Consider the following 20,269-nt stretch of genomic DNA (forward strand, 5'->3'; position numbering starts at 1 on the left):
TTAGCTTCAATAAGGAAATTCGAAAAAATTTACAGTACATTGTGTGGGAAATCTAGTATGTCTGCGTGTTTTGCTGAGGTACGGAACGAATCTGAAGAAAGGTATAAAGGTTGTCAAACTGTGATCGAAGTTAGTTGATAATTTGTATTTTTTGGATAAAGTGCTTAACAATCAATACTTAATTCCTTCAATTGAGCCTATTTTACTAGCCCTATACAAAGCTGACTACTATGATAATTTAATGGAGTCAGGTAGAGTTCTAACTTAAGCAAATCCACCTCCTATGAGCACGATGTGGTCTATAGCCATGGATAACCTAAATATACTTCAGATTTTTTTGGCCTAATGTTTGCTTGGTTTTCAGGAGTCAATGATTAGAATAAAGCAAATTGACAAGAGGTCTTCGCGTAAAGTGATCGATTAACATATGAAGTTTACACTGTCAGTTACAGCAACAGTAATTAGGAAAGCAAGTACGTTGAGGGGAATATGAGTAAAAAGTATATATATGGAGCAGGCGTGTTTGGAGTTGCTTTAGCAAAGCACTTTAAAGAAATTGGAATAAATACCGCTTTTATTGATGCCTATAAAACGACATCACCGTTAGAGGGTATCTCATTGTTTAAACCAGGGGATATTCCAATTTACCCAAACGATACACTTTATATTGCAGCTTTAATGGTTCCGATACATAAGAATGTAGATGAAGATCTTCAAGTTAGTCTTAGCAAGTACAGCTGGAGTATCGTAGATACTTACAAAACATTTAAATTATACCCTAAAGCACTTGAGTATTTTATGTCAGATGGTTACATGTGGCGACAAAGAGGGATTAAGCCATTAGTCAATAGCGAGCGAATAAATGAATTAAGGGCACTGTTAAGTGATTCTCGCTCATTAGAGTTATTGGAGAAAATTGAACGCTTTAGAGCGGATGCTTTACCCGAAAATTACCCTATACCAGATATTGGGTGTGATTATTTTCCAAATGACTTTGATCCGTATGAGGTGTTTGGGAGTTTGTCTATTGCGGATTGTGGCTCTTTTGATGGTAATTCATGCCGTGACTTTTTACAGTTTCAGGGGCATAAGATTAAAAATTATTATGCCTTTGAACCTGATCCGGATGTTTTTCAAAGTTTAACCAAAAAAATGCAAGTGACAAAGCAAGAGTATCCTAGTGTTAACTTTGTTTGTATGCCAACAGGGGTTGGTAGTGAAGTCAAAATTTTAACTTTTCAATCGGGCTTAGCTGGGTGTTCACACCTTGATGAAAAGGGGGATATTCAAGTTCCTATCGTTAATTTGGATAGTATACTGAGCGGTACTGATATTAACTTCATAAAAATAGACGTAGAAGGGGCTGAAATTGAGGTCTTAGAGGGGGCTAAGCAACTCATTATTAATAAAACACCAGGTATAGCTGTATCTTTATATCATGTCCCAGAACATTTATGGCAGGTGCCTTTGTTAATTAATAAGTATAATAAAAATTACAATATGTACTTAAGGCAACATAACCATTGGGGAATGGAACTCACACTATATTGTGTGCCAATAGAAATATAAAACAGTTTTAACCGACTTTTAGTGTTTTAAGTGTGTCTATGCCCAAGTCTAAGCCAAATATTTTAAAGGTTCTTTCTTGGGCCTATTTTAAAGTTATAGGAAAGCTAATATGTTCCATGCAAGAATATTAAAAGAAATAAATTTAATATCAAGCCAAGATTCATCAAGCGGTTGTACAAATGAGTTTAGACCATATGTTAGCCATAGATTAAAATTAATCAATTGGTTTCAAGTGTTATTAAATAAAACTACAGCTTTGTTTGTTTTTGCAACCAAGAATTACATTACAATGTATAAACCAAATGTAATCGTTTTGGATAATAATAATTACTTTGTTAAAAATTTGGATGCTTTCGAAGCTTGCTTTAATATGCTATCCGATGAAAAAAGCCGGCAGCGATATATAAGTTACATCGCTTATCAGTATGTTAAAAGCTATAGTACTCGCTTGCCATTTGATAAAGAGGAGTTTGCTAGGTTCACTACCGAATTTGAGAGATTGCCATATAATGCAGAGAAGGGGTTGTTGGAATTTAATTTTTTTAATAACGTTATTTTTTTACCTAAATCTATTTATGGCTTAGTTATAAATTATAAACTGGAACAATATGCGTATAAAGACTGGCTTAGGGTTGAAAAAGGTGATGTGGTACTAGATTGTGGGGGGGCAGATGGCGATACTGCAATCTATTTTGCTGCATGTGGGGCAAAAAAAGTTTATTCATTTGAGTTTCTTGAAAAGAATATAAACAACTTTGATAAAAACCTCAGTAGTAATTCTAGCCTCGCGAATAATATCTCATTAGTAAATAAAGCTCTTTGGGACAAAGCTGGTGTTCAACTGGCTTTCGAAGATAAAGGAAATGCTTCAACCGTTTCGGAGCTATCTGGAGATTCTAATATGACAGTTGAAACTATAACAATTGATCAATTCTTGGAGTGTGAGGGGAACAGAGTTGACTTTATTAAAATGGATATTGAGGGAGCTGAATTAAAAGCACTTCAAGGCGCAATGGATAGCATTAAAAAGTACCACCCTAAACTCGCAATTTGTGTTTATCATAAAGATACTGACTTAATAGAAATACCAAAATTTATTAATGATTTAGGTTTGGGTTATAATTTTATGTTTGATTATTATACTGATACTGGTGCAGAAGCTGTTCTTTATGCCAAAATATAGTACTACGAGATGGTTAAATGAATAAAAAGTATATAATATTTGCGCCAAGCTACGATGAAAATGTTGGTGGGTCGATCTCTATGCATCGGTTGTGTCATTTAATCAATGAGAAAGGAGCTGAAGCTTACCTATGGCATGATGGGAAATCAAACTTTAATAAGTGCTCATCCTTTAATACCCCTGAGATATTCACTGATAAAGTTAATGATTATATTGTGGTTTATATGGATGTTGTAAGTGGTAACCCTATATCGTGCCCTCACGTTGTTCGGTGGTTTTTAAATAAACCAGGTTTTTTCTCTGGTAAAATAAGTTATGGTGTAAGTGAGTTATATTTTCGATTTCAAGACACTTTCTCTCATGAGAAGTTACCTTCAGAAAAACTATATGTAGCTTATTTCGTAAAGCATTACTACTCGAAAAAGAATCATGAGAATAGAGAAGGTAGCTGCTATATGATGAGAAAGGGGCGGGGTAGAGAAATTGTGCATGATGTAGCTGATTCAGTCTTGATAGATGGGTTATCTCATGAAGAAACAGCTATGGTGTTTAATAAATCAAAATATTTTTACTGTTATGATTTATATTCTGCGTATTCATCATTTGCTGCAATGTGTGGTTGTATCCCCATTGTTATTCCTGAGGAAGGTTTATCCGAGAGTAATTGGCAGCCCGACACTCGCTTAAGGTATGGTATTGCATATGGTGATAGTGAATCCCAGATTTTATACGCGAAGGAAACCGCGCGTAATTTATTAATGCTAATTGAGCAATTAGAGTTTGAGTCTGAGGCTAATGTGGAAAAGTTTATTGAGCGCACACAAGAGCACTTTAGGCATATTAAGAAGTCAGTACACCAAATTGAATTAGAGTCACCATATTACTTTCAGGCACTTAGGGAAAGTAAAAATAAGGTTGTTGTCTTTGGTGCATCAGAATCTCTGAGAACCTTAGTATTCACTTTGGATTCTGAAAGTGTTGATTGGCATTACATTGTTGATAATGACCCTTTAAAGTCTGGGAGTAAGCTATTTGGCAAACAAGTTTATTTACCTCAAAACCTATTTTGTACGGAGCATGAATTCGATGTGTTAATTGTATCAATATTTCACTTGGAAATCAGAGAGCAGCTATTAAGCTTCAGCCAAGTTAGAAATGTCTACAGTGTATACGATTGACTATGTGATTTATTTTAATAGGCCATAGCAGGATATTTTACTAATGATAGATTCACTAATAAAAAAATTAGAAGTAAGTACTAGTTTATTGGGTTTTCTCCAATATTATTACGGTGTTCCTGTGAAAATTCTTCCAGAAGATACTGTAGTGTGTTTCGGTTTAAATGATAATACCGAAAAGTTATTGAAGCTTTTTAGCGTAGACTTTATTGTTGATGATTGTAAAGCTGGTGATATTATTTTTAACACTCCCATTATTAAGAAAGAGCAAGTGCCAAAGGGGTGTGTTATCATAAATTGTTCCTTTTCAATTTACCCTTACACTGTATATTCAATCTCAGACTCACTAAAACCTGACAAAATTATCCCATTCACTCAAATTGCGGCATTCTCAAATGAATCACTAGTTCCAAGTTTTGTTAAAGATACTTATGAGTGCTGGAGCACTAACTTAGAAAAATTAACTTGGCTATATAGCTGTTTAGAGGACGATGAGTCTAAAGCCCAGTTATTGAATGTTTTACTCTATAGATTAACTGGGGATAACTGTTTAAACTTTGGTTTTTCTGTTGACTTTAATCGTCAATATTTTGAAAGCTTTATTACCCCACACGCAAAAGGTGTTTTTGTAGATGGAGGAGGCTTTACTGGTGATACAGCTCAGGGCTATTTGAATTTTTTTGAGAATGACTTCACTGCAATTCATATATTTGAACCAGATAAAGGGAATTGTACTGAAGCTAGAAAGAGGTTGATTAACTTTTCAAATATTCACATTTATCAGGTTGGTATATCTGATGAGAAAAAATTATTGAATTTTTGTAGTTTAAATACAACTTTTTCTGCATTTTCAGAGAGCGGAAAAGATGAAATTGCCGTGACTACTATTGATGACCAAGTAAAAGGCAGGATTGACTATTTAAAGTTAGATGTGGAGGGTTTTGATTTAAAAGCGATTAAAGGTGCAAAGGAGCATATTATTCACGATACACCGTGTATGGCTATTTCGGTTTATCATGATGCAAATCATTTCTGGCAAATTCCAGAACATGTATTATCTCTTAATAATAATTATAAGCTTCGTTTTCGCCACTATTCTGAGGGTTGGTCTGAAAGTGTTGTTTATTTTCTTCCGAAGAGTTGAGTGCAGGAGATCGTTTATGCTTAGAACTAAGAAAGTGCCGGAATTCGATTTTAATGAAATTAATACAACAGCATTTCTCGAAGCGTATGAAGTCAGCAGTATTGTCGTTGTAAAAAATGTAATACCTGAGAGATTCATTTTGGGTGCTCAAAATAGGTTGTTTAACTTTTTTGAATCAGTTTTATCTAAGCGTAATATTTTTATAAAAGATAATGATACGTTAGATGTCGTGCATCAAATGGCTCAACAGGCAATGGGTGAAGAAGATGCAAGGTATTTATTAACGATAGGCAAAGATTTGCCAGTTTTCAAACAAATTATATCATGTGATCCTGTTATTAGTACGATCGAAAGCTTGTTGAAAACCAAAAATATTCAATCTGTTGATGATAGTAATGTATTGAGAATAGATAGGCCTCAGAGCGATCTTACTAATCTCCCTTGGCATCAGGACTATCCTTATAATATGCTTTCTTTGAATGCAATAACTGCATGGATACCTATAATGCCTGTAGATGAACGAATGGGCAGGATGCGAGTTATCTCTCCAAAAAGAGAGCTAATGCCGATAGAGTATAGTCATAAAATAAAGCAAGAGTTTCATAACTCCAGATATATTAAGTTAAAAGGTTTAGAAAACTTAGAAGAAGAATTTGAAGCGGCATCCATTGAAGTGCAGGAAGTTTTACCTGGTGACATGGTACTCTTCGATTCTTTAGTATTGCATCGTAGCGGTGTAAACACATCAAAGAAGTCACGTTGGGTTGCTACGGCAAGATATGGCAGTTTAGATGATGTTCTGGTTGCTAAACGTAATTATTTTACAGCACGAGCAAAGTACCCTAACATATTCAAAAATTACCACCCGGACCAATGGTTTGAGGTAGATTAATAGGAGATACTGATGAATCAAAATGTGACAATAATAAAGCCGAAGGTGCTGATAAAAATATTAGAAGATTACTTTCCAGATCAAAATATATCCGGAACTTTTATGATGCCACCTAGCTATATTGGCAGTCTAACATTGTTAGAGTCAGCAATGTTGCTTGCCTTTGTTAAACTGATTCGGCCGAAAAAAGTATTTGAGTTTGGCACTTTTATGGGTCATACATCGGTTTTCTTTGCGAAAAACATTGCTGAAGATGCTAAAGTTCATACACTCGATGTGCCGCAAAATTATGCAGTAAACGATGGTTCTAAGACTAAAGCATCGGAGGTTGATAGTTTACTAAGAGATCAAAGCGTAACTTTGAAAGCAAAATGTATTACCAACGAAAATAAGGAAGTGAAACGTAAGATTAACCCTATATTGTGCAATAGCTTGGAATTTGAAACTGATAAACTACAAAACTCTGTTGACCTTGTTTTCATAGATGGTGGACATGAAACTCATATAATATCTAGTGATACAATAAAAGCTACAGAGATGATCACAGAAAAGGGGGTGATAGTGTGGCACGACTATAAATCAGATGTGTTTACTGATGTGACAGAGTATGTAGATAAGTTTTCTCAAAGTCATAAGGTTTTTCATATTGCTCATACAAACATAGCTTTTATGTGGAAAAGCCAAGAAGAATTGTTATTAAAAACCCATCGGTCATTTTCTTAATATCTAGAAATATAAATGACTGTATTTTAGAGTAAATTAAAATACAGTCATGAATACTACAACGACTAAGAGATTTTTTGAGTGAACGCCATGAACGCATCAGCTGAAATAGGTAGTTGTTTTGTTGCTTCTGTTGCATAACACGCATTGTCTTCTGTATTTTTTGTGATTAGTGTCGCAGCACCGATGAAGTTATTATCACCTAATACAATATCATTACCTATTGTTGCATTAATACCAAGCACGGTGTTACTTCCTATCGTTGTGTTTCCTGCAATGGTGACTCCTGAGTTGATCCAAGCATTATCCTTAATAATACAATCATGTCCAATATTGGCTCCTGTAGCAATAAACACGTTTTTCCCAATTCGAGTATTGTAATGAATAGATGTTTTCTCTAGTACAATACTACCTTGGTCAATATGAATGTTATTTATTTCCTTTAATGCTGGGTCGATGAATGATGCAGGAGTAAACCCTTTTTTTATTAATGACCAAAAGTACTTTTCCCTTAACTTATTCAACTGGTGAAAACCCACAGCAATAATAAATTTTTCACCATTACATTGTACATCTTCAAAATTTAGAACTGGTTTACCACAAAGGCTCATGTGGCTTTTATATTTATTTTCGACGGTAAAATATTTTACTTTATAATATTGAGACAAATATGGGTAAATTGTCTGTGCCATCGAACCATCACCATAAATCACTATTTCTTCCACGGTAGCCTTCTGTCAAATTCATTTACTATAAGGAGATTGTTTGGCTGGATTATCTCGTACATTAAGAGTTTTTTTTCAGCTCAGTAAGTATAATATTACAAATAATTTGAATGATATTTTTATCTAGAACTGGGGATAAAGGTAAACATAGCACACGTGCAGAGATATATTCTGAATTAGGCAGGGACACCGCTGGAAAGTTATTTTTATACCAGGAGGTTTGATGTACACAAGGATAAAAATACCGCCTTGGAAATATATTTTTCTCTTGTAGTTTTTTTTCAATTGAAATAACAGAATTAGGGCTTTCTAATACAATAGGCATATATGCTGGAGCAACAGCGAAATCATTTGATTGATGCTGATATTGCACATTCCCACCTAGTAGTGCCTTATATAGTTTTACTCTCGCTTGGCGCTGCTCAATTATCATACTTAAATCATCTAGCACCGCCAAGCCCATGGCAGCATGAAATTCGCTAAGTTTTCCATTTATCCCAAGTTCACTCACATCGTCACCATCTAAACCAAAATTGATCATCTTAGTCGCACGTTCGAAATCATGTCTATCTTTAAATGTAATACCACCACCTTCTATAGTGTGAAATAACTTAGTTGCATGAAGACTAAAGCAATTAATATCACCATAGTTTAAAATACTTTCTAGTTTTGAGTTTTTTGTAGTGAGGGCATGTGCTGAGTCATATATTATCTCAAAGTCATACTGTGCTTTCAGATTATTGAGTTGCTCAATATCACATGGGTTACCAAAGGTATGTACAGGTACAATACAATCAATTTTTTTTCCCTGTTTGAGTAAAGATTTAAGGATATTTATATCTAAATTCCATGTTTTTGTATTTATGTCACAGAATTCAACTTGTGTACCTTGCCATGCTAAAGCTGAGTAAGTTGCCTGGAATGTAAAGGGGGTTGTAATGACATTTTTACTTTGTAACTTTTTTACCCCAAAGGCAATTTGTAACGCCATTGTACCACTTGAAGTTAATAGTAAGTTTTTAACGCCAAGATACTCTTCGAGCCTTTTTGTTAACTCTTTAACAAGAGGGCCATTGTTGGTCAATAATTTTCTACTATATATGCTTTCAACATATTTTATATATTTATCGATTGAGGGAAGGTAGGGGGATGTAACAAATGTCATGATTTCTCCAAAATAACTTTACCTAGATAATTGGTATAAGCTGTGTGCTGATAATCAGTTAAAGCGATTTCAACTTGACTTGCAGAAATCCAGCCTTTGTTTAAAGCAATCTCTTCCAAGCAAGCTATTTTAAAACCTTGACGCTTCTCAATTGATTGAATGTATATTGATGCTTCCATTAGGTTTTCGTTAGTTCCCATATCCAACCAAGCATACCCTCGACCTAATATTTCAACACGAAGAGATTGAGTATCAACATATTTATTTAATAGATCAGTAACCTCAAGCTCCCCTCTAGCTGATGGCGTTAGCTGTTCAATATAAGTTAGAGCATGTTTGTCAAAAAAATACAGCCCAGTTGCGATACTATTTGATTTAGGGTGTTCCGGTTTTTCTTCAATAGATTCAATATTTTGCTGGTTGTTATATGATATAACGCCAAAGTTCTCAGGGTTATTGACTTCATAAGCAAATGCTGTCGCATGTCTAAATTGCTGCTTTGCTTTGATTAACTTGGGGGTTAAACCGGGACCAAAAAAGAAATTATCGCCTAATATTACGCAAAATGAAGAGTTATCAATAAAGTTGCTAGCTTGTTTTATGCCATCTGAGATACCCATTGCAGTATCTTGAATAATGTATTCAATACTAATTCCAAATAATTCACCATTACCTAATAAAGCTTCAAATGAATGAATATCAGCACTGCGGCAGACAATAGCGATCTCTTTTATTTCGGCTAGCATTAATACAGAAAGGGGATAGTAGATCATTGGTTTGTCAAAAACCGGCAATAGGTGTTTATTTACGGCTTTGGTTATTGGATACATTCTGGAGCCAGTACCTCCGGCTAAGATTAGGCCTTTCATTCTGTTGACTCTGACAGGTGAAGAATACAGTCTGATAGTTGCGTATCTTTTATGATTTTATGCCATTTGACTAGGTCTATGTACCAATTGAGAGTAATCGTGTCAGGAGTGTCTTCAAGCTCTTTGCTTTGTAGTTTCTCTGTAATTTCTGTAACACCATAGGCAACACTATACTTTGGTGTCCAGTTTAAAACATTTCTAATTTTATCAAAGTTGACATTGTAGCTTCTTTTATCGGGGTCACCATACCAATCTATGGGTATATCCATACCGGTAATTTTTTTTAATGCATCACATACACTGTCTGCCAGTTGGCTTAATTGATAGTTTTGTTCATTACTACCGACGTTAAAAATTTCACGATTAATGGTGGAATATGGAGTTTCAAGTAACAAGCACATGAGCTCAGAGGTATCTTTGACATGCAGCATGGGACGTACTTGCTTGCCATCACGCATTAACGGCAGACGACCATTTTTAAATGCACCTAATGTCATGCCATTTATCGCAAGGTCAAAGCGCATTCTGGGGCTGTAACCAAATAACGTTGCTTGCCTAAGTACTGTCACGCAAAATGAGTCATCAGCAAGGGCTAAAACGTCAAACTCCGCTTTTTCGTTGGCAATAGCATATGTTGTTAACGCGTTTGTCTTTGATTCTTCATTTACTTGGACGTCTTGAAACCCGTATATACTGCAGCTGGAGGGCAGTATATATTGTTTAACACCACACGCTTTAGCTAACTTTGCGGTTTTAGACCGAGACTTATGGTTGATTTCAAAAGTGATGTCTTTAAATAACTCTCCGCTGGGGTCATTAGATAACGCAACTAAGTCAATAACCGTATTTATGCCTTTAAATAGATCAGAGGTTAATAACCTACTGTCTGTTTTTATTTTTGTTAGGTTGGTATGTTCGGGTAATCTGTCGCCAAAAAAGAATCGGTCCACGGCGACAACAGCGTAGTTCTTTTCTAATAGCAGTCTTACAAGCACGCTGCCGACATAGCCTGAAGCCCCTGTAATCAATATTTTTTTCATACCACTCTCTATATTAAAATAATTAAGTTGGAGGACACAAATGACCTTATGGTGCCTTTTGCTCTATATGTTTGTTAATATCGACCAGATGAGGTTGTTTCTTTAATGTTTTGATTAAGGCGCTGTAGTCGAAATCAAGTCGGCAATCAAGAGTTTGATAAATAGCTTTGATCGCAGAGTAGTCATCTGGTTCATCTAATGTTAGACGATAATGGCTTAAATCCTCCTCTGCACTAAAGGTAAACACAGAGATATTTTTAAATTTTGCCATCCCTAAAGTCACATGTTCTCTGTCAGCTGGGTGTGTGGCACACAAGTGAGTGTTGTTTAAGAGTGAAAAAGAAAAGGCGCAACAGTCTAAACCTCTGGGGTAACCACTATGAGGCCCAAGATTTACCATGTCGAAATTAGAAGTTTGGTGGTGCTTAATCACTTTTTGACATAATTGGACGTCAATAAGCGGGCAGTCACTGGTTAAGCGAACGATAGTTGTGTTGCTGTCAGCGCCAAATGCTTGCGCTGCTTCAAAATATCGACCTAGTACGTCGTCGGTATCACCTCGATAGTTTTTAATGCCAAGTTTTTTACATAGCTCAACAATAGGTAGCTCAGTACTATCATTGGTGGTTGCAACGATAATATGCTTGTGAAGAGGTTTTAAGCGCTCAATCATAATTTGGAGTACTGTTTTTCCACAAAGAGGTAATAATACTTTTCCTGGTAAACGGGTTGATGTCATCCTTGCCTGAATAATCACCATGAAGTTTGACATAATAGCAACTGATATAATTATAATTGAGTTTAATATAGCAAATCATTACACTCTTTCACATAGTTGAAATGGTGTAAACTCTCTAAGTATCAATGTGATTGTCCTATTATTATACAGGTTACTTACTGGGCGGTATGCATTTTGCTTTAAAAACAGTAGCGATTTAAAACTAGGAGCGCCAGTGGCATTTAATAATGAGATCGAAATCAATGGCCGTAAGATAGGGCCTGGTCACCCTGTCTATATTATTGCTGAAATGTCGGCAAACCATGGGCAAGATCTGGAACAGGCGAAAGCGCTTGTCAGAGCAGCAAAAGACGCCGGTGCTGATGCAATTAAATTGCAAACATACACAGCAGATACACTTACCATGGATTGCCAGCTTGCGCATTTTGAGGCGACAGGCCCATGGCAAGGACAGTACCTTTATGACCTATACCAAAGTGCTTATATGCCTTGGGAGTTTCATCAACCACTGATTGAGCTTGCTGATGAAGTTGGTATTACCATTTTTTCATCCCCGTTTGATGCATCAGCCGTAGAACTGTTAGAGGGTTTTGATTCACCTGCATATAAAATAGCTTCACCAGAGCTCATCGATCATGAGCTAATCAGAAAAGTTGCTAAGACGGGTAAACCAATTATTATGTCTACTGGTGGCGCGACACTCAGTGAAATTACAGAGTCGGTTGAAGTGGCAAAAATGGCAGGCGCAACAGAAGTGGTTGTTTTAAAGTGCACAAGTACTTATCCTGCACCGGCTGAAACGATTAATTTAGCAACGATCCCACATTTGGCCGACATGTTTCAATGTCCTGTTGGACTTTCAGATCACACCCTTGGTAATGATGTGCCTATTGCGTCTGTAGGCTTTGGTGTACATATAATTGAAAAGCATTTTGTTTTATCAAAAGACGATGAAACAGCCGATAGTTTTTTTTCGATGACACCTGATGATCTTGAACAGCTAGTTCACGGAGTTAGACAAGTTGAAAAAGCGATTGGCTCTATTCATTATCCAGATATGCCATCGTCAAATAGGCGTTGTGTTTATGTAACATCAGACATTAACAAAGGCGGAGTCTTAAATTACAGCAATATCGCACAAATGAGACCCGGTGGCGGAGAAATAGCGCCAAAAAAGTTGCCTTATGTAATTGGCAAAAAAGCAAGTCGCTTTTTAGCTAGGGGGACGCAGTTAGCATGGCAAGATATGGAGTAACAGATGCTTAAAGAACAATTACTTGATTTTTTTAGTGAATTTTTAACATCGCGAGGTGTTGAGGTTAGCACTGAAGAATTGCTAAAGTTTAATTTTATTGGTTCAGGACGTTTAGATTCGTTTGAATTACTTACTATGATCATGGAATTTGAAATTCGAACAGGGATCAAGTTAACTCCTGAAGAGCTGATAGATGATGCTAACGCAACGGTTGCTGGGCTCATTGACACTTTATTAGTGAAATAATGAACTTAGTTGCTAGAGTCTCGACCCAGTTGGGAATAGGTCACTTGATGAGATCAAAGTGGCTTCTTATTGAGTTGTATCAACAAGGAGCTAATTTAACTCTGATCCTTGATAAAAACGGCAAAGAGTTATCGAAGTTTTATTCTGAACTCAAATGCAACGTGATATGCATACAAGATGATGTTGAGTCAGATGAACAGCACACGATAGAGGCAATTCAAGACGCGGAAGCTGATTTTTTACTTGTTGATCATTATGAATTAGGTATTGACTATGAGCGAGCAATTCGACAAGCAGTAAATTGCCAAATCATTGTTTTGGATGATTTGGCAAGGGAGCATGATTGCGACTATTTAATTGATGCAAAATGGGAAACGGTCAATACTAACTTAAGGTATCGGGGGAAGCTTCCCGCCAAGTGTCAACAGTTTTTAGGACCCAAGTATGCCTTTTTATCTGAGCAATATACGAATATTTCTGAAATAAATATTGTCAATTATCAAAAGTTTACAATAATGTGCTCTCTTGGCGGTAGCGGTGATATGGCTATTTGGGTTGCTTTAATACAAGCACTTCCAGAGTATTATAACGAGCGTGTTGATTTTACGGTTATCATTGGACCACAGGCTAAGAATATAGGAACCTTGAAGGAGTTTGCTGCGAAAAAAACGAATGTAAAGTTGATTGAGCAACCTAAGAGTCTTGCCTTATTTTACAAATTGGCTAACCTTTTTATTGGCGCACTTGGCACTTCTTTATATGAACTGGCTGCGCTTAAAGTGCCAGCGTTCACCTTTTCAATTGCGTACAACCAAAGAAATGATATCCTTTGTCTTGAAGCGTTAGGACATTACTTCCACCTTGAACAACTCACTATTCAAGACGCAGCTCAACTGGGTGAAAACTTACCTGTTCTGTTACAAAACATACATAGATTAAGGCGGCTTCGCACTTATGCAGACATAAAGGTCGATGGGTTAGGAGTGAAGCGTATTGCTGCAAAAATTAATCAGCGGATATTTTCTGAACATTTGTATGAGGTTCATGCGCATGATGACAATCACAGTGAGCATTTAAGTGGAGGCTTTTCGATTAGGAAAGTTGTAGATAGTGACATAAATCGATATTTAATGGCTCGAAACCTACCAAATAATGCCAATAGAATGACCATTTCCGAAGAGATACCTAGATTAGGACATTATATTTGGTGGTTTAAAAATCAACGCCATTCGTATGTTGTAGAGAAAGAAGGTAGGCCTACTTTATTTATTTGGCATGATATCTATCAGAGTAAATATTTGTACGGGGGGTGGTTTACCTGTGGTGATGAGGTTACGTTACCACAAGCTATGTTGGCGCTTCAGTGGCAATTACAGTATTGTAAAAAAAAGCACCCTGACGCAGTTTGGCTTGCAGTTATCCATAAAGAGAATAAGTTTGTGAACTTACTTAATCAATATATGGGGTTTACAACGACCGACATGAATTCAGAAGCGTATCAGAAAACACAAGCGATTTTCCCCTATGCTGATGAACAATTTAATTTTGTAATGTTAGAGAATAATGAGTACTAGAAATATTTATCAATTGGTGAAAAAGTGCAGTCATCTTAATCCTGAAAAGGCAGCATGTATTTATCAGGGAAATACTGTTAGTTACAGAGAACTTATATCTAAAGTTGATAACTTAGCATCAGGCTTGGGTCATATTGGGGTGAGAAAAGGCAGTAAAATTGCTTTGTTCTGCCCTAATAATTTAGACTTTGTGTACAGTCTACTTGCTTGCGCAAAGTTGGGTGCAGCTATAGCACCTCTACCACTTACACTGCAGGGGCAGGCATTATCTAAGGCAGTAGAAGCCGCAGATTGTGAATATGCAATAGCTTGGTCAACGGTTGCAAAGCGACTACTTGATGAACAGTTAATCGCTATGCCTAAATTGGTCGTTTTGGGAAATCATCAATTAGACGCAGTTGCATTTGAAACATTAGTTAATAACAAGCATCTTGAGCATCCATTTGTCGAAGATGTATCTATCGATTTACCATTTATCTTAACTATGACATCTGGCTCTACTGGGTCGCCAAAACCGATAGTGTTTACACAAGCAACCAAAATTAAGCGAGCATTTGATGCCACTATTGAATATTACAAGCTAAGTAGCGATGATAAGGTACTTGTTTCTACTCCTTTGTATCACTCATTAGCTCAGCGTTCATTACTGGTGCCATTGATGTTAGGTGCAACAGCAGTCATTTTACCTAAATTTTCTGTGAATGCTTGGGTGGAGGCGGTCGAACAATACAGAGTCAGTTTTTTATTTGCGGTCTCAAGTCAATTGATTGCATTATTACCAGAGCTTAAAGAAGCGAAGTTATCGAGTTTGAAGTGTGTTGTTTCTTCTTCGGCCACCCTTGAAGCTGGCGCAAAGTCTCAGTTATTAGATGTATTATCATGTTGTTTTCACGAGTGCTATGGTGCATCTGAGATGGGAGTGATCAGTGACTTCGACGTTACCAAACAAGGGGTACCAGTCGAGAGTGTAGGAAAGCCATTGCCAAGCTTATATGTAAAAATATGCGACAATGCACGTCGCGAAGTAGCAGTGGGTGAAACAGGTGAAATAGCGTGCTTATCGCAAACAGCGTTTGCAGGTTATTATCAACAGCCAGCTCAAACCCAAGCTAGTTATGATGATGAGGGCTATTTTTATACTGGAGATTTAGGCTACGTAGATAAAGAGGGTTACTTGTATTATATCGGCCGCTCTAAAGAAGTTATTAAGTCGGGAGGAATAAATGTTTTTCCAGGTGATATTGAGCTTGTCGTAAATCAACTTCATTGGATACAAGAATGTGCAGCATTAGGCGTTGAAGATGCTCAATTTGGAGAAGTCATTTTATTGTCTGTAGTGTGTAATACTGAGGCGCCTGAAAATGTTGAGATGGCCCTTAGGATGTATTTACTTTCACAATTAACAGATTATCAGCAGCCGAGGCAGTTTATGGTATTACCTTCTTTGCCAAAAACGGGAATGGGGAAAATACATAAGCCGTCAATAAAGGAATTATACTTAAAAAAGCAAGTGTAGTTTACACTTGCTGCCATTGCTTAGATTCAGTCGAACGCTTAGCCGCTGCGAATAGCTTTAAGCCATTATTGGCATGTTCTAACCCAAAGACATAAGGGCTTTTCTTTTCGCCGTTTTCACGATGTTCAATTAGCTGTGTAGCGATATCACTGTATAAATTTGCAAATGCTTCAACAAACCCTGTCGGGTGTCCTGGCTTCATTCTATTGTATCTAAATTGGTGGGCGTATTCGCACTGTCCAGCTCTGTCTAATGTTTCTCTACGTCCATCGTTATAATTAAGTTCCAATTCATCAGGGTTAAGCTGGTACCACTTGGCACTGCCTTTATCGCCATAGATACGGATTTTTAACCCATTTCTGTGTCCTATCGCTGTTTTTGACATCCACATACTGCCTTTAATTCCACTAGGGTACTTCAAAAGCATTTGAACATCATCAATTAGGTCTGGGTATTGAGAGTGATTGCTAAATTCAGCAATTGTTTCACTCGGTTCCTCTGCTATTAAAAAACTGCTCAAATGATGTAAATGAACGCCTAAATCCAAACAAATAGTCGGAATATCAAGGTCTTGAAGTCTCCACGCTTGTGGCTTAGATGTTTGTCCAGCAATATCAGGAGGGCGTCGAAAACCTTCTTGGGGCATTTCTAAGTGTATTTTTTGAATATTCCCCAGTTTACCGGTATTTATTAGATGTTTTAATTCTCGTACCATAGCGTAACCGCTGTAATTGAAGGTTACGGCTAAAAACTGTTTATCAGGGTTATAAAAGGGGCGAAGTTGTTCAATTTCTTTAGGGCCACATACCATTGCCTTTTCACAAATTACAGGTAGTTGTTTCGTAAATAAATATTGAAGCACTTCACAATGGTGTGGAGTTGGTGTTAACACGACAAAAGCGTCAACATTTTTAGCCTCTTCATCAACCATTTGACGCCAGTTTTGGTATGTTCTTTGTCTATCGACCCCCCAGTGTATCGCCGTGGCTTGATTTTGCTTTATGTCCCTGCAAAAAGCACCGGCGACAACCCTGAATTTATGGTCCATATGAGCAGCACAAAAATGAGCATAACCAACCGCAGAAGTGGTACCACCTCCAATAAATGCGAGCTTTAGGGCTGCTTGAGCTTGGATCATGAAAACCTCAGTTTTTTTAGTTGTGACTTAATGTATCGGTAACAAATCTAGGAACTTTAATTTAATAATTTTTTTAATGTAGAGCATATATGTTCTAATTCAATTTCGGTTAAATTAGGAAATAAAGGGAGGCTCACGGCGCATTGGTAGTAGCTTTCTGCATTAGGAAAGTCACCTAACTTAAAGCCCATTTCTTGATAAAAGGGCTGTAAGTGAATAGGGATATAATGTACATGGCCGATAATATTTTTCTCTCGTAGTTGTGTGACCAATTTATGATGCTTAATTTTACAGGGTATTTTCAGTTGTACCACGAATAAATGATAAGCAGAGTAAGTATCATTAGCTTGATTAAGGGGGGTGACTAATGTGTCGTTGAGTAAATCATTGTATAAGCTAGCTAGTTGGTGGCGTTTTGCAACAAAGGTATCAATTTTTTGTAATTGACTTAAACCTAGAGCTGCATGCAAATCGGTCATACGGTAATTGTAACCAAGACTTACTTGTTGATAATACCAAGGACCGTGGGACGGCTCGGTCATTTCAGTATCAACTGTGGTGATACCATGACTGCGTAATAGTTGCATTTTCCTAGCGAGAGAGGAATCGTTGGTGGTGGCCATACCTCCTTCTGCCGACGTAATGATTTTAACAGGGTGGAAACTAAAAACAGTTATATCAGAATATGTGCAGTTACCTATAGGGTCACCTTGGTATTTGGCACCGATTGCATGAGAAGCATCTTCGATAATTGAAAAGGCATATTCTAATGAGAGTTCATGGATACGCTTCATATTACAGGACTGTCCAGCTAAATGTACCGGGATGATTACTTTTGGTAATTGTCCTGTTTTTTTTGCGTGAACGAGCTTTCTTTCAAGTTCGATCACGCACATATTCCCTGTGGACGATTCAATATCAACAAAATCAACTCTAGCGCCACAGTACAGAGCACAATTACTACTGGCTACAAATGATATGGGGGAGGTCCACACAGAGTCTCCGTGTTTAACACCCAATGCTAAGCAAGCTATATGTAAGGCTGATGTTGCGCTGTTTACAGCGATAGCATGTTTACATCCAGTATAGTCAGCGACGGCTTGCTCAAATTCCGGTACTTTGGGACCTTGTGTTAGCCAATCTGATTTGAGTACATTAATTACAGCATCAATGTCTTGTTGATCTATAGACTGTTTACCATATGGGATCATAACAGTGCCTGAGAATTAAAAGCTTGGATTTGTTCAATAGTCATATAATTGGGATTTTCTAAGGAGTTATATTCAAAGCCAACTTTAACTTTGTTGCCTTTTTCATTTAGTGCATTTAAGCCGAAGTTATTACTACGACTACTAAACTTTATTCCCGGAGCAATAACAAAGTGGTCATGATACTCATAGGTATCAAAACATAAATCAGCGGGGCACATTACTTCATGTAGCTTTTCACCAGGGCGAATTCCGACTATTTTTTGTGGGATGTTAGGTGCCATAGCAGTAGCTAAATCAGAGATCCGTATAGATGGTATTTTTGGTATGAAAATTTCACCACCTAACATCCTTTCAAAGTTCTTTAGTACAAAGTCGACACCTTGTTGAAGGCTGATCCAAAAACGAGTCATATCTTCATGTGTTATTGGAATATGGTCTTTACCTTCGTCAACGAACTTTTTAAATATAGGGACGACAGAACCTCGGGAGCACACAACGTTACCATATCGAACAACAGAAAAGAGAGTTTTATGGCCTCCAGCAATGTTGTTGGCTGCAACAAATAGTTTATCAGAGGCTAATTTAGTTGCTCCATACAAGTTGATTGGGTTTGCAGCTTTATCGGTAGACAGTGCAATAACTTTCTCAACATTGCAATCTAGGGCTGCCTCAATAACATTCTCAGCGCCATTAATATTTGTCTTGATGCACTCCATAGGATTATATTCAGCAGCGGGTACTTGTTTTAGTGCTGCTGCATGAATAACATAATCAACTCCTTGCATCGCTCGTCTTAAGCGGTTTTGGTCTCTAACATCACCAATAAAATATCGCATACATGGATGATGGTAATCTTGTTGCATTTCGAATTGTTTGAGCTCGTCGCGTGAAAATACGATGATTTTTTTTGGTTTATAGCGAGCAAGTAAAGTTTTGACATACTTTTTGCCAAATGATCCAGTACCGCCAGTTATTAGAATAGTTTTATTATCAAACATAAAGTCACCTAGCATAAGTGCATCAAATACTTTACAGATACACATAACAAGTTGTGTAGTTACTGTTGCGACACAGCAGAAACAATTTAATTGTCAGTACTTTATAATACTTATAATGATTTTGCAGTAATTATGCCAAACCTATTGAAATAAAAAGATGGTACAAGGTGACTTTTTTAGCAAGTCGGGTTAGTATTTGTACTATTAATGTAGAACTAATAACACCTGATGGGGAGGGGTTATGAAACTTCAAACAACAAGCTTTAATGCATTTAATCGTACAGAGCAAGTTGGTAACAAATTAAATCAACAGCTCGCGACCGGTAAAAAGGTAAATTCTGCAGCGGATGATGCGGCAGCACTACAAATAATTAATCGCTTGAATTCTCAGCAAGAAGGGTATAATCAATCCGTTCGTAATGCTTATGATGGTATTTCATATTCGCAAACAGCTGACTCAGCTTTGTCGGGGGTGAATGATGCTGTATCACGGATCCGAGAGTTATCAATTCAATCTGGTAATGGTGCGTTAACTGATTCAGACAGACAAGCTCTTCAAGATGAAGTATCACAGTTGCAAACGCAAATTACGGAAACGTTTGAGAACACTACATTTGGAGGGAAGTCGTTGTTTAGCGGAGAACAAACGAGTTTCCAAGTTGGCCCTGATGCAAACTCAACGCAAAACATAACTCCAACAGATGGCAGCTTTGCAAGCGCAATTGCAAGTGTTGATGTATCGACTCAGGCTGGAGCTCAAGCAGCAATTGATATTGCTGATACAGCCGCTAAAGATTTGAATACGCAACGCACGCAACTAGGTGCTTTTGAGAATACACTCAATAGTACTATTCGGGGTTTAGGGACGCAAAAAGAAAATATCGCAGCAAGCCAAAGCCGTATCCAAGATACTGACTATGCACAAGCTATTTCGGAACAAACTGCAAATGATATTTTGTCTCAGGCGTCAATTGCTTTACGTGGCCAAGCAAATCAGTCTGCATCATCAGTACTTGGACTGTTGTAATGACGAATAGCTCAATCTGATCAATAAATATTGATTCAAAGTATAATTGGTGGCAGTTTTTTGGCGATGATGTCAAA

General features: G+C 37.1%; 19 protein-coding genes. 11 read left to right on the forward strand and 8 right to left on the reverse strand.

Translation table 11 applies throughout. From position 1 onward, the window contains the following. Positions 1-489 precede the first annotated feature (489 nt). The 6 genes from J8L97_RS02645 (at position 490) to J8L97_RS02670 (ending at position 6,689) form a co-directional block, all read left to right on the forward strand. On the forward strand, positions 490-1,569 hold the full coding sequence (locus J8L97_RS02645; RefSeq protein ID WP_211047761.1) for an FkbM family methyltransferase: 1,080 nt from the start codon (positions 490-492) through the stop codon (positions 1,567-1,569). A 109-nt stretch (positions 1,570-1,678) separates the two neighbouring features. Beyond that, the gene (locus J8L97_RS02650; RefSeq protein ID WP_211047762.1) at positions 1,679-2,752 is read left to right on the forward strand and encodes an FkbM family methyltransferase; all 1,074 of its coding nucleotides are present in this window, start codon (positions 1,679-1,681) and stop codon (positions 2,750-2,752) included. A 17-nt stretch (positions 2,753-2,769) separates the two neighbouring features. After that, positions 2,770-3,930, forward strand: coding sequence for a hypothetical protein (locus J8L97_RS02655; RefSeq protein ID WP_211047763.1), 1,161 nt, complete (start codon positions 2,770-2,772; stop codon positions 3,928-3,930). 43 nt (positions 3,931-3,973) lie between these two features. After that, on the forward strand, positions 3,974-5,074 hold the full coding sequence (locus tag J8L97_RS02660) for an FkbM family methyltransferase (RefSeq protein WP_211047764.1): 1,101 nt from the start codon (positions 3,974-3,976) through the stop codon (positions 5,072-5,074). A gap of 16 nt (positions 5,075-5,090) precedes the next feature. Continuing rightward, positions 5,091-5,966, forward strand: coding sequence for a phytanoyl-CoA dioxygenase family protein (locus J8L97_RS02665; protein ID WP_211047765.1), 876 nt, complete (start codon positions 5,091-5,093; stop codon positions 5,964-5,966). A 12-nt stretch (positions 5,967-5,978) separates the two neighbouring features. Further along, complete coding sequence (locus J8L97_RS02670; RefSeq protein ID WP_211047766.1) at positions 5,979-6,689, forward strand: class I SAM-dependent methyltransferase; 711 nt, start codon at positions 5,979-5,981, stop codon at positions 6,687-6,689. A gap of 65 nt (positions 6,690-6,754) precedes the next feature. Here J8L97_RS02670 and J8L97_RS02675 read toward each other — a convergent pair whose 3' ends face one another. From J8L97_RS02675 to J8L97_RS02695, 5 genes are all read right to left on the reverse strand, one after another. Further along, on the reverse strand, positions 6,755-7,414 hold the full coding sequence (locus tag J8L97_RS02675) for an acetyltransferase (protein ID WP_211047767.1): 660 nt from the start codon (positions 7,412-7,414) through the stop codon (positions 6,755-6,757). Between the two features lie 61 nt (positions 7,415-7,475). Then, the gene (locus J8L97_RS02680; protein WP_211047768.1) at positions 7,476-8,579 is read right to left on the reverse strand and encodes a DegT/DnrJ/EryC1/StrS aminotransferase family protein; all 1,104 of its coding nucleotides are present in this window, start codon (positions 8,577-8,579) and stop codon (positions 7,476-7,478) included. Next, positions 8,576-9,448 carry a sugar nucleotidyltransferase gene (locus J8L97_RS02685; RefSeq protein WP_211047769.1) on the reverse strand — a complete coding sequence of 291 codons (873 nt, stop codon included), beginning with the start codon at positions 9,446-9,448 and terminating at the stop codon, positions 8,576-8,578. Before J8L97_RS02685 ends, J8L97_RS02680 begins: the two co-directional genes overlap by 4 nt. Next, positions 9,445-10,488: an NAD(P)-dependent oxidoreductase gene (locus J8L97_RS02690; RefSeq protein ID WP_211047770.1), complete on the reverse strand. Its 1,044-nt coding sequence runs from the start codon at positions 10,486-10,488 to the stop codon at positions 9,445-9,447. The genes J8L97_RS02685 and J8L97_RS02690 overlap by 4 nt, the downstream gene beginning before the upstream one ends. 46 nt (positions 10,489-10,534) lie before the next feature. Then, positions 10,535-11,260 (reverse strand): cytidylyltransferase domain-containing protein, encoded by a 726-nt coding sequence (locus tag J8L97_RS02695; protein WP_211047771.1) that lies wholly within the window; start codon positions 11,258-11,260, stop codon positions 10,535-10,537. A gap of 181 nt (positions 11,261-11,441) precedes the next feature. Here J8L97_RS02695 and pseI point away from each other — a divergent pair, with 181 nt between their 5' ends. Genes pseI through J8L97_RS02715 form a run of 4 tightly spaced genes read left to right on the forward strand, consistent with a single transcriptional unit; the run spans position 11,442 to position 15,818 of the window. Beyond that, complete coding sequence (gene pseI, locus J8L97_RS02700) at positions 11,442-12,482, forward strand: pseudaminic acid synthase (RefSeq protein ID WP_211047772.1); 1,041 nt, start codon at positions 11,442-11,444, stop codon at positions 12,480-12,482. A 3-nt stretch (positions 12,483-12,485) separates the two neighbouring features. Further along, positions 12,486-12,728: a hypothetical protein gene (locus J8L97_RS02705; protein ID WP_211047773.1), complete on the forward strand. Its 243-nt coding sequence runs from the start codon at positions 12,486-12,488 to the stop codon at positions 12,726-12,728. Then, on the forward strand, positions 12,728-14,302 hold the full coding sequence (gene pseG / locus J8L97_RS02710; RefSeq protein ID WP_282098489.1) for a UDP-2,4-diacetamido-2,4,6-trideoxy-beta-L-altropyranose hydrolase: 1,575 nt from the start codon (positions 12,728-12,730) through the stop codon (positions 14,300-14,302). Before J8L97_RS02705 ends, pseG begins: the two co-directional genes overlap by 1 nt. After that, positions 14,292-15,818, forward strand: a complete 1,527-nt coding sequence (locus J8L97_RS02715; RefSeq protein WP_211047775.1) for a class I adenylate-forming enzyme family protein — start codon at positions 14,292-14,294, stop codon at positions 15,816-15,818. The genes pseG and J8L97_RS02715 overlap by 11 nt, the downstream gene beginning before the upstream one ends. A gap of 1 nt (position 15,819) precedes the next feature. Here J8L97_RS02715 and J8L97_RS02720 read toward each other — a convergent pair whose 3' ends face one another. The 3 genes from J8L97_RS02720 to pseB are packed head-to-tail and all read right to left on the reverse strand — an operon-like array spanning position 15,820 to position 19,165. After that, positions 15,820-16,956, reverse strand: coding sequence for a Gfo/Idh/MocA family protein (locus tag J8L97_RS02720; RefSeq protein ID WP_211047776.1), 1,137 nt, complete (start codon positions 16,954-16,956; stop codon positions 15,820-15,822). Between the two features lie 56 nt (positions 16,957-17,012). After that, on the reverse strand, positions 17,013-18,167 hold the full coding sequence (gene pseC / locus J8L97_RS02725) for a UDP-4-amino-4,6-dideoxy-N-acetyl-beta-L-altrosamine transaminase (RefSeq protein ID WP_211047777.1): 1,155 nt from the start codon (positions 18,165-18,167) through the stop codon (positions 17,013-17,015). Continuing rightward, complete coding sequence (gene pseB / locus J8L97_RS02730) at positions 18,164-19,165, reverse strand: UDP-N-acetylglucosamine 4,6-dehydratase (inverting) (RefSeq protein ID WP_211047778.1); 1,002 nt, start codon at positions 19,163-19,165, stop codon at positions 18,164-18,166. Before pseB ends, pseC begins: the two co-directional genes overlap by 4 nt. A gap of 241 nt (positions 19,166-19,406) precedes the next feature. Between pseB and J8L97_RS02735 the strand changes: the two genes are divergently transcribed. Beyond that, positions 19,407-20,192: a flagellin gene (locus tag J8L97_RS02735; protein ID WP_211047779.1), complete on the forward strand. Its 786-nt coding sequence runs from the start codon at positions 19,407-19,409 to the stop codon at positions 20,190-20,192. Positions 20,193-20,269: the final 77 nt, after the last annotated feature.

This window comes from Pseudoalteromonas sp. MMG012 (assembly GCF_018100875.1).
Lineage (GTDB): Bacteria > Pseudomonadota > Gammaproteobacteria > Enterobacterales > Alteromonadaceae > Pseudoalteromonas > Pseudoalteromonas aurantia.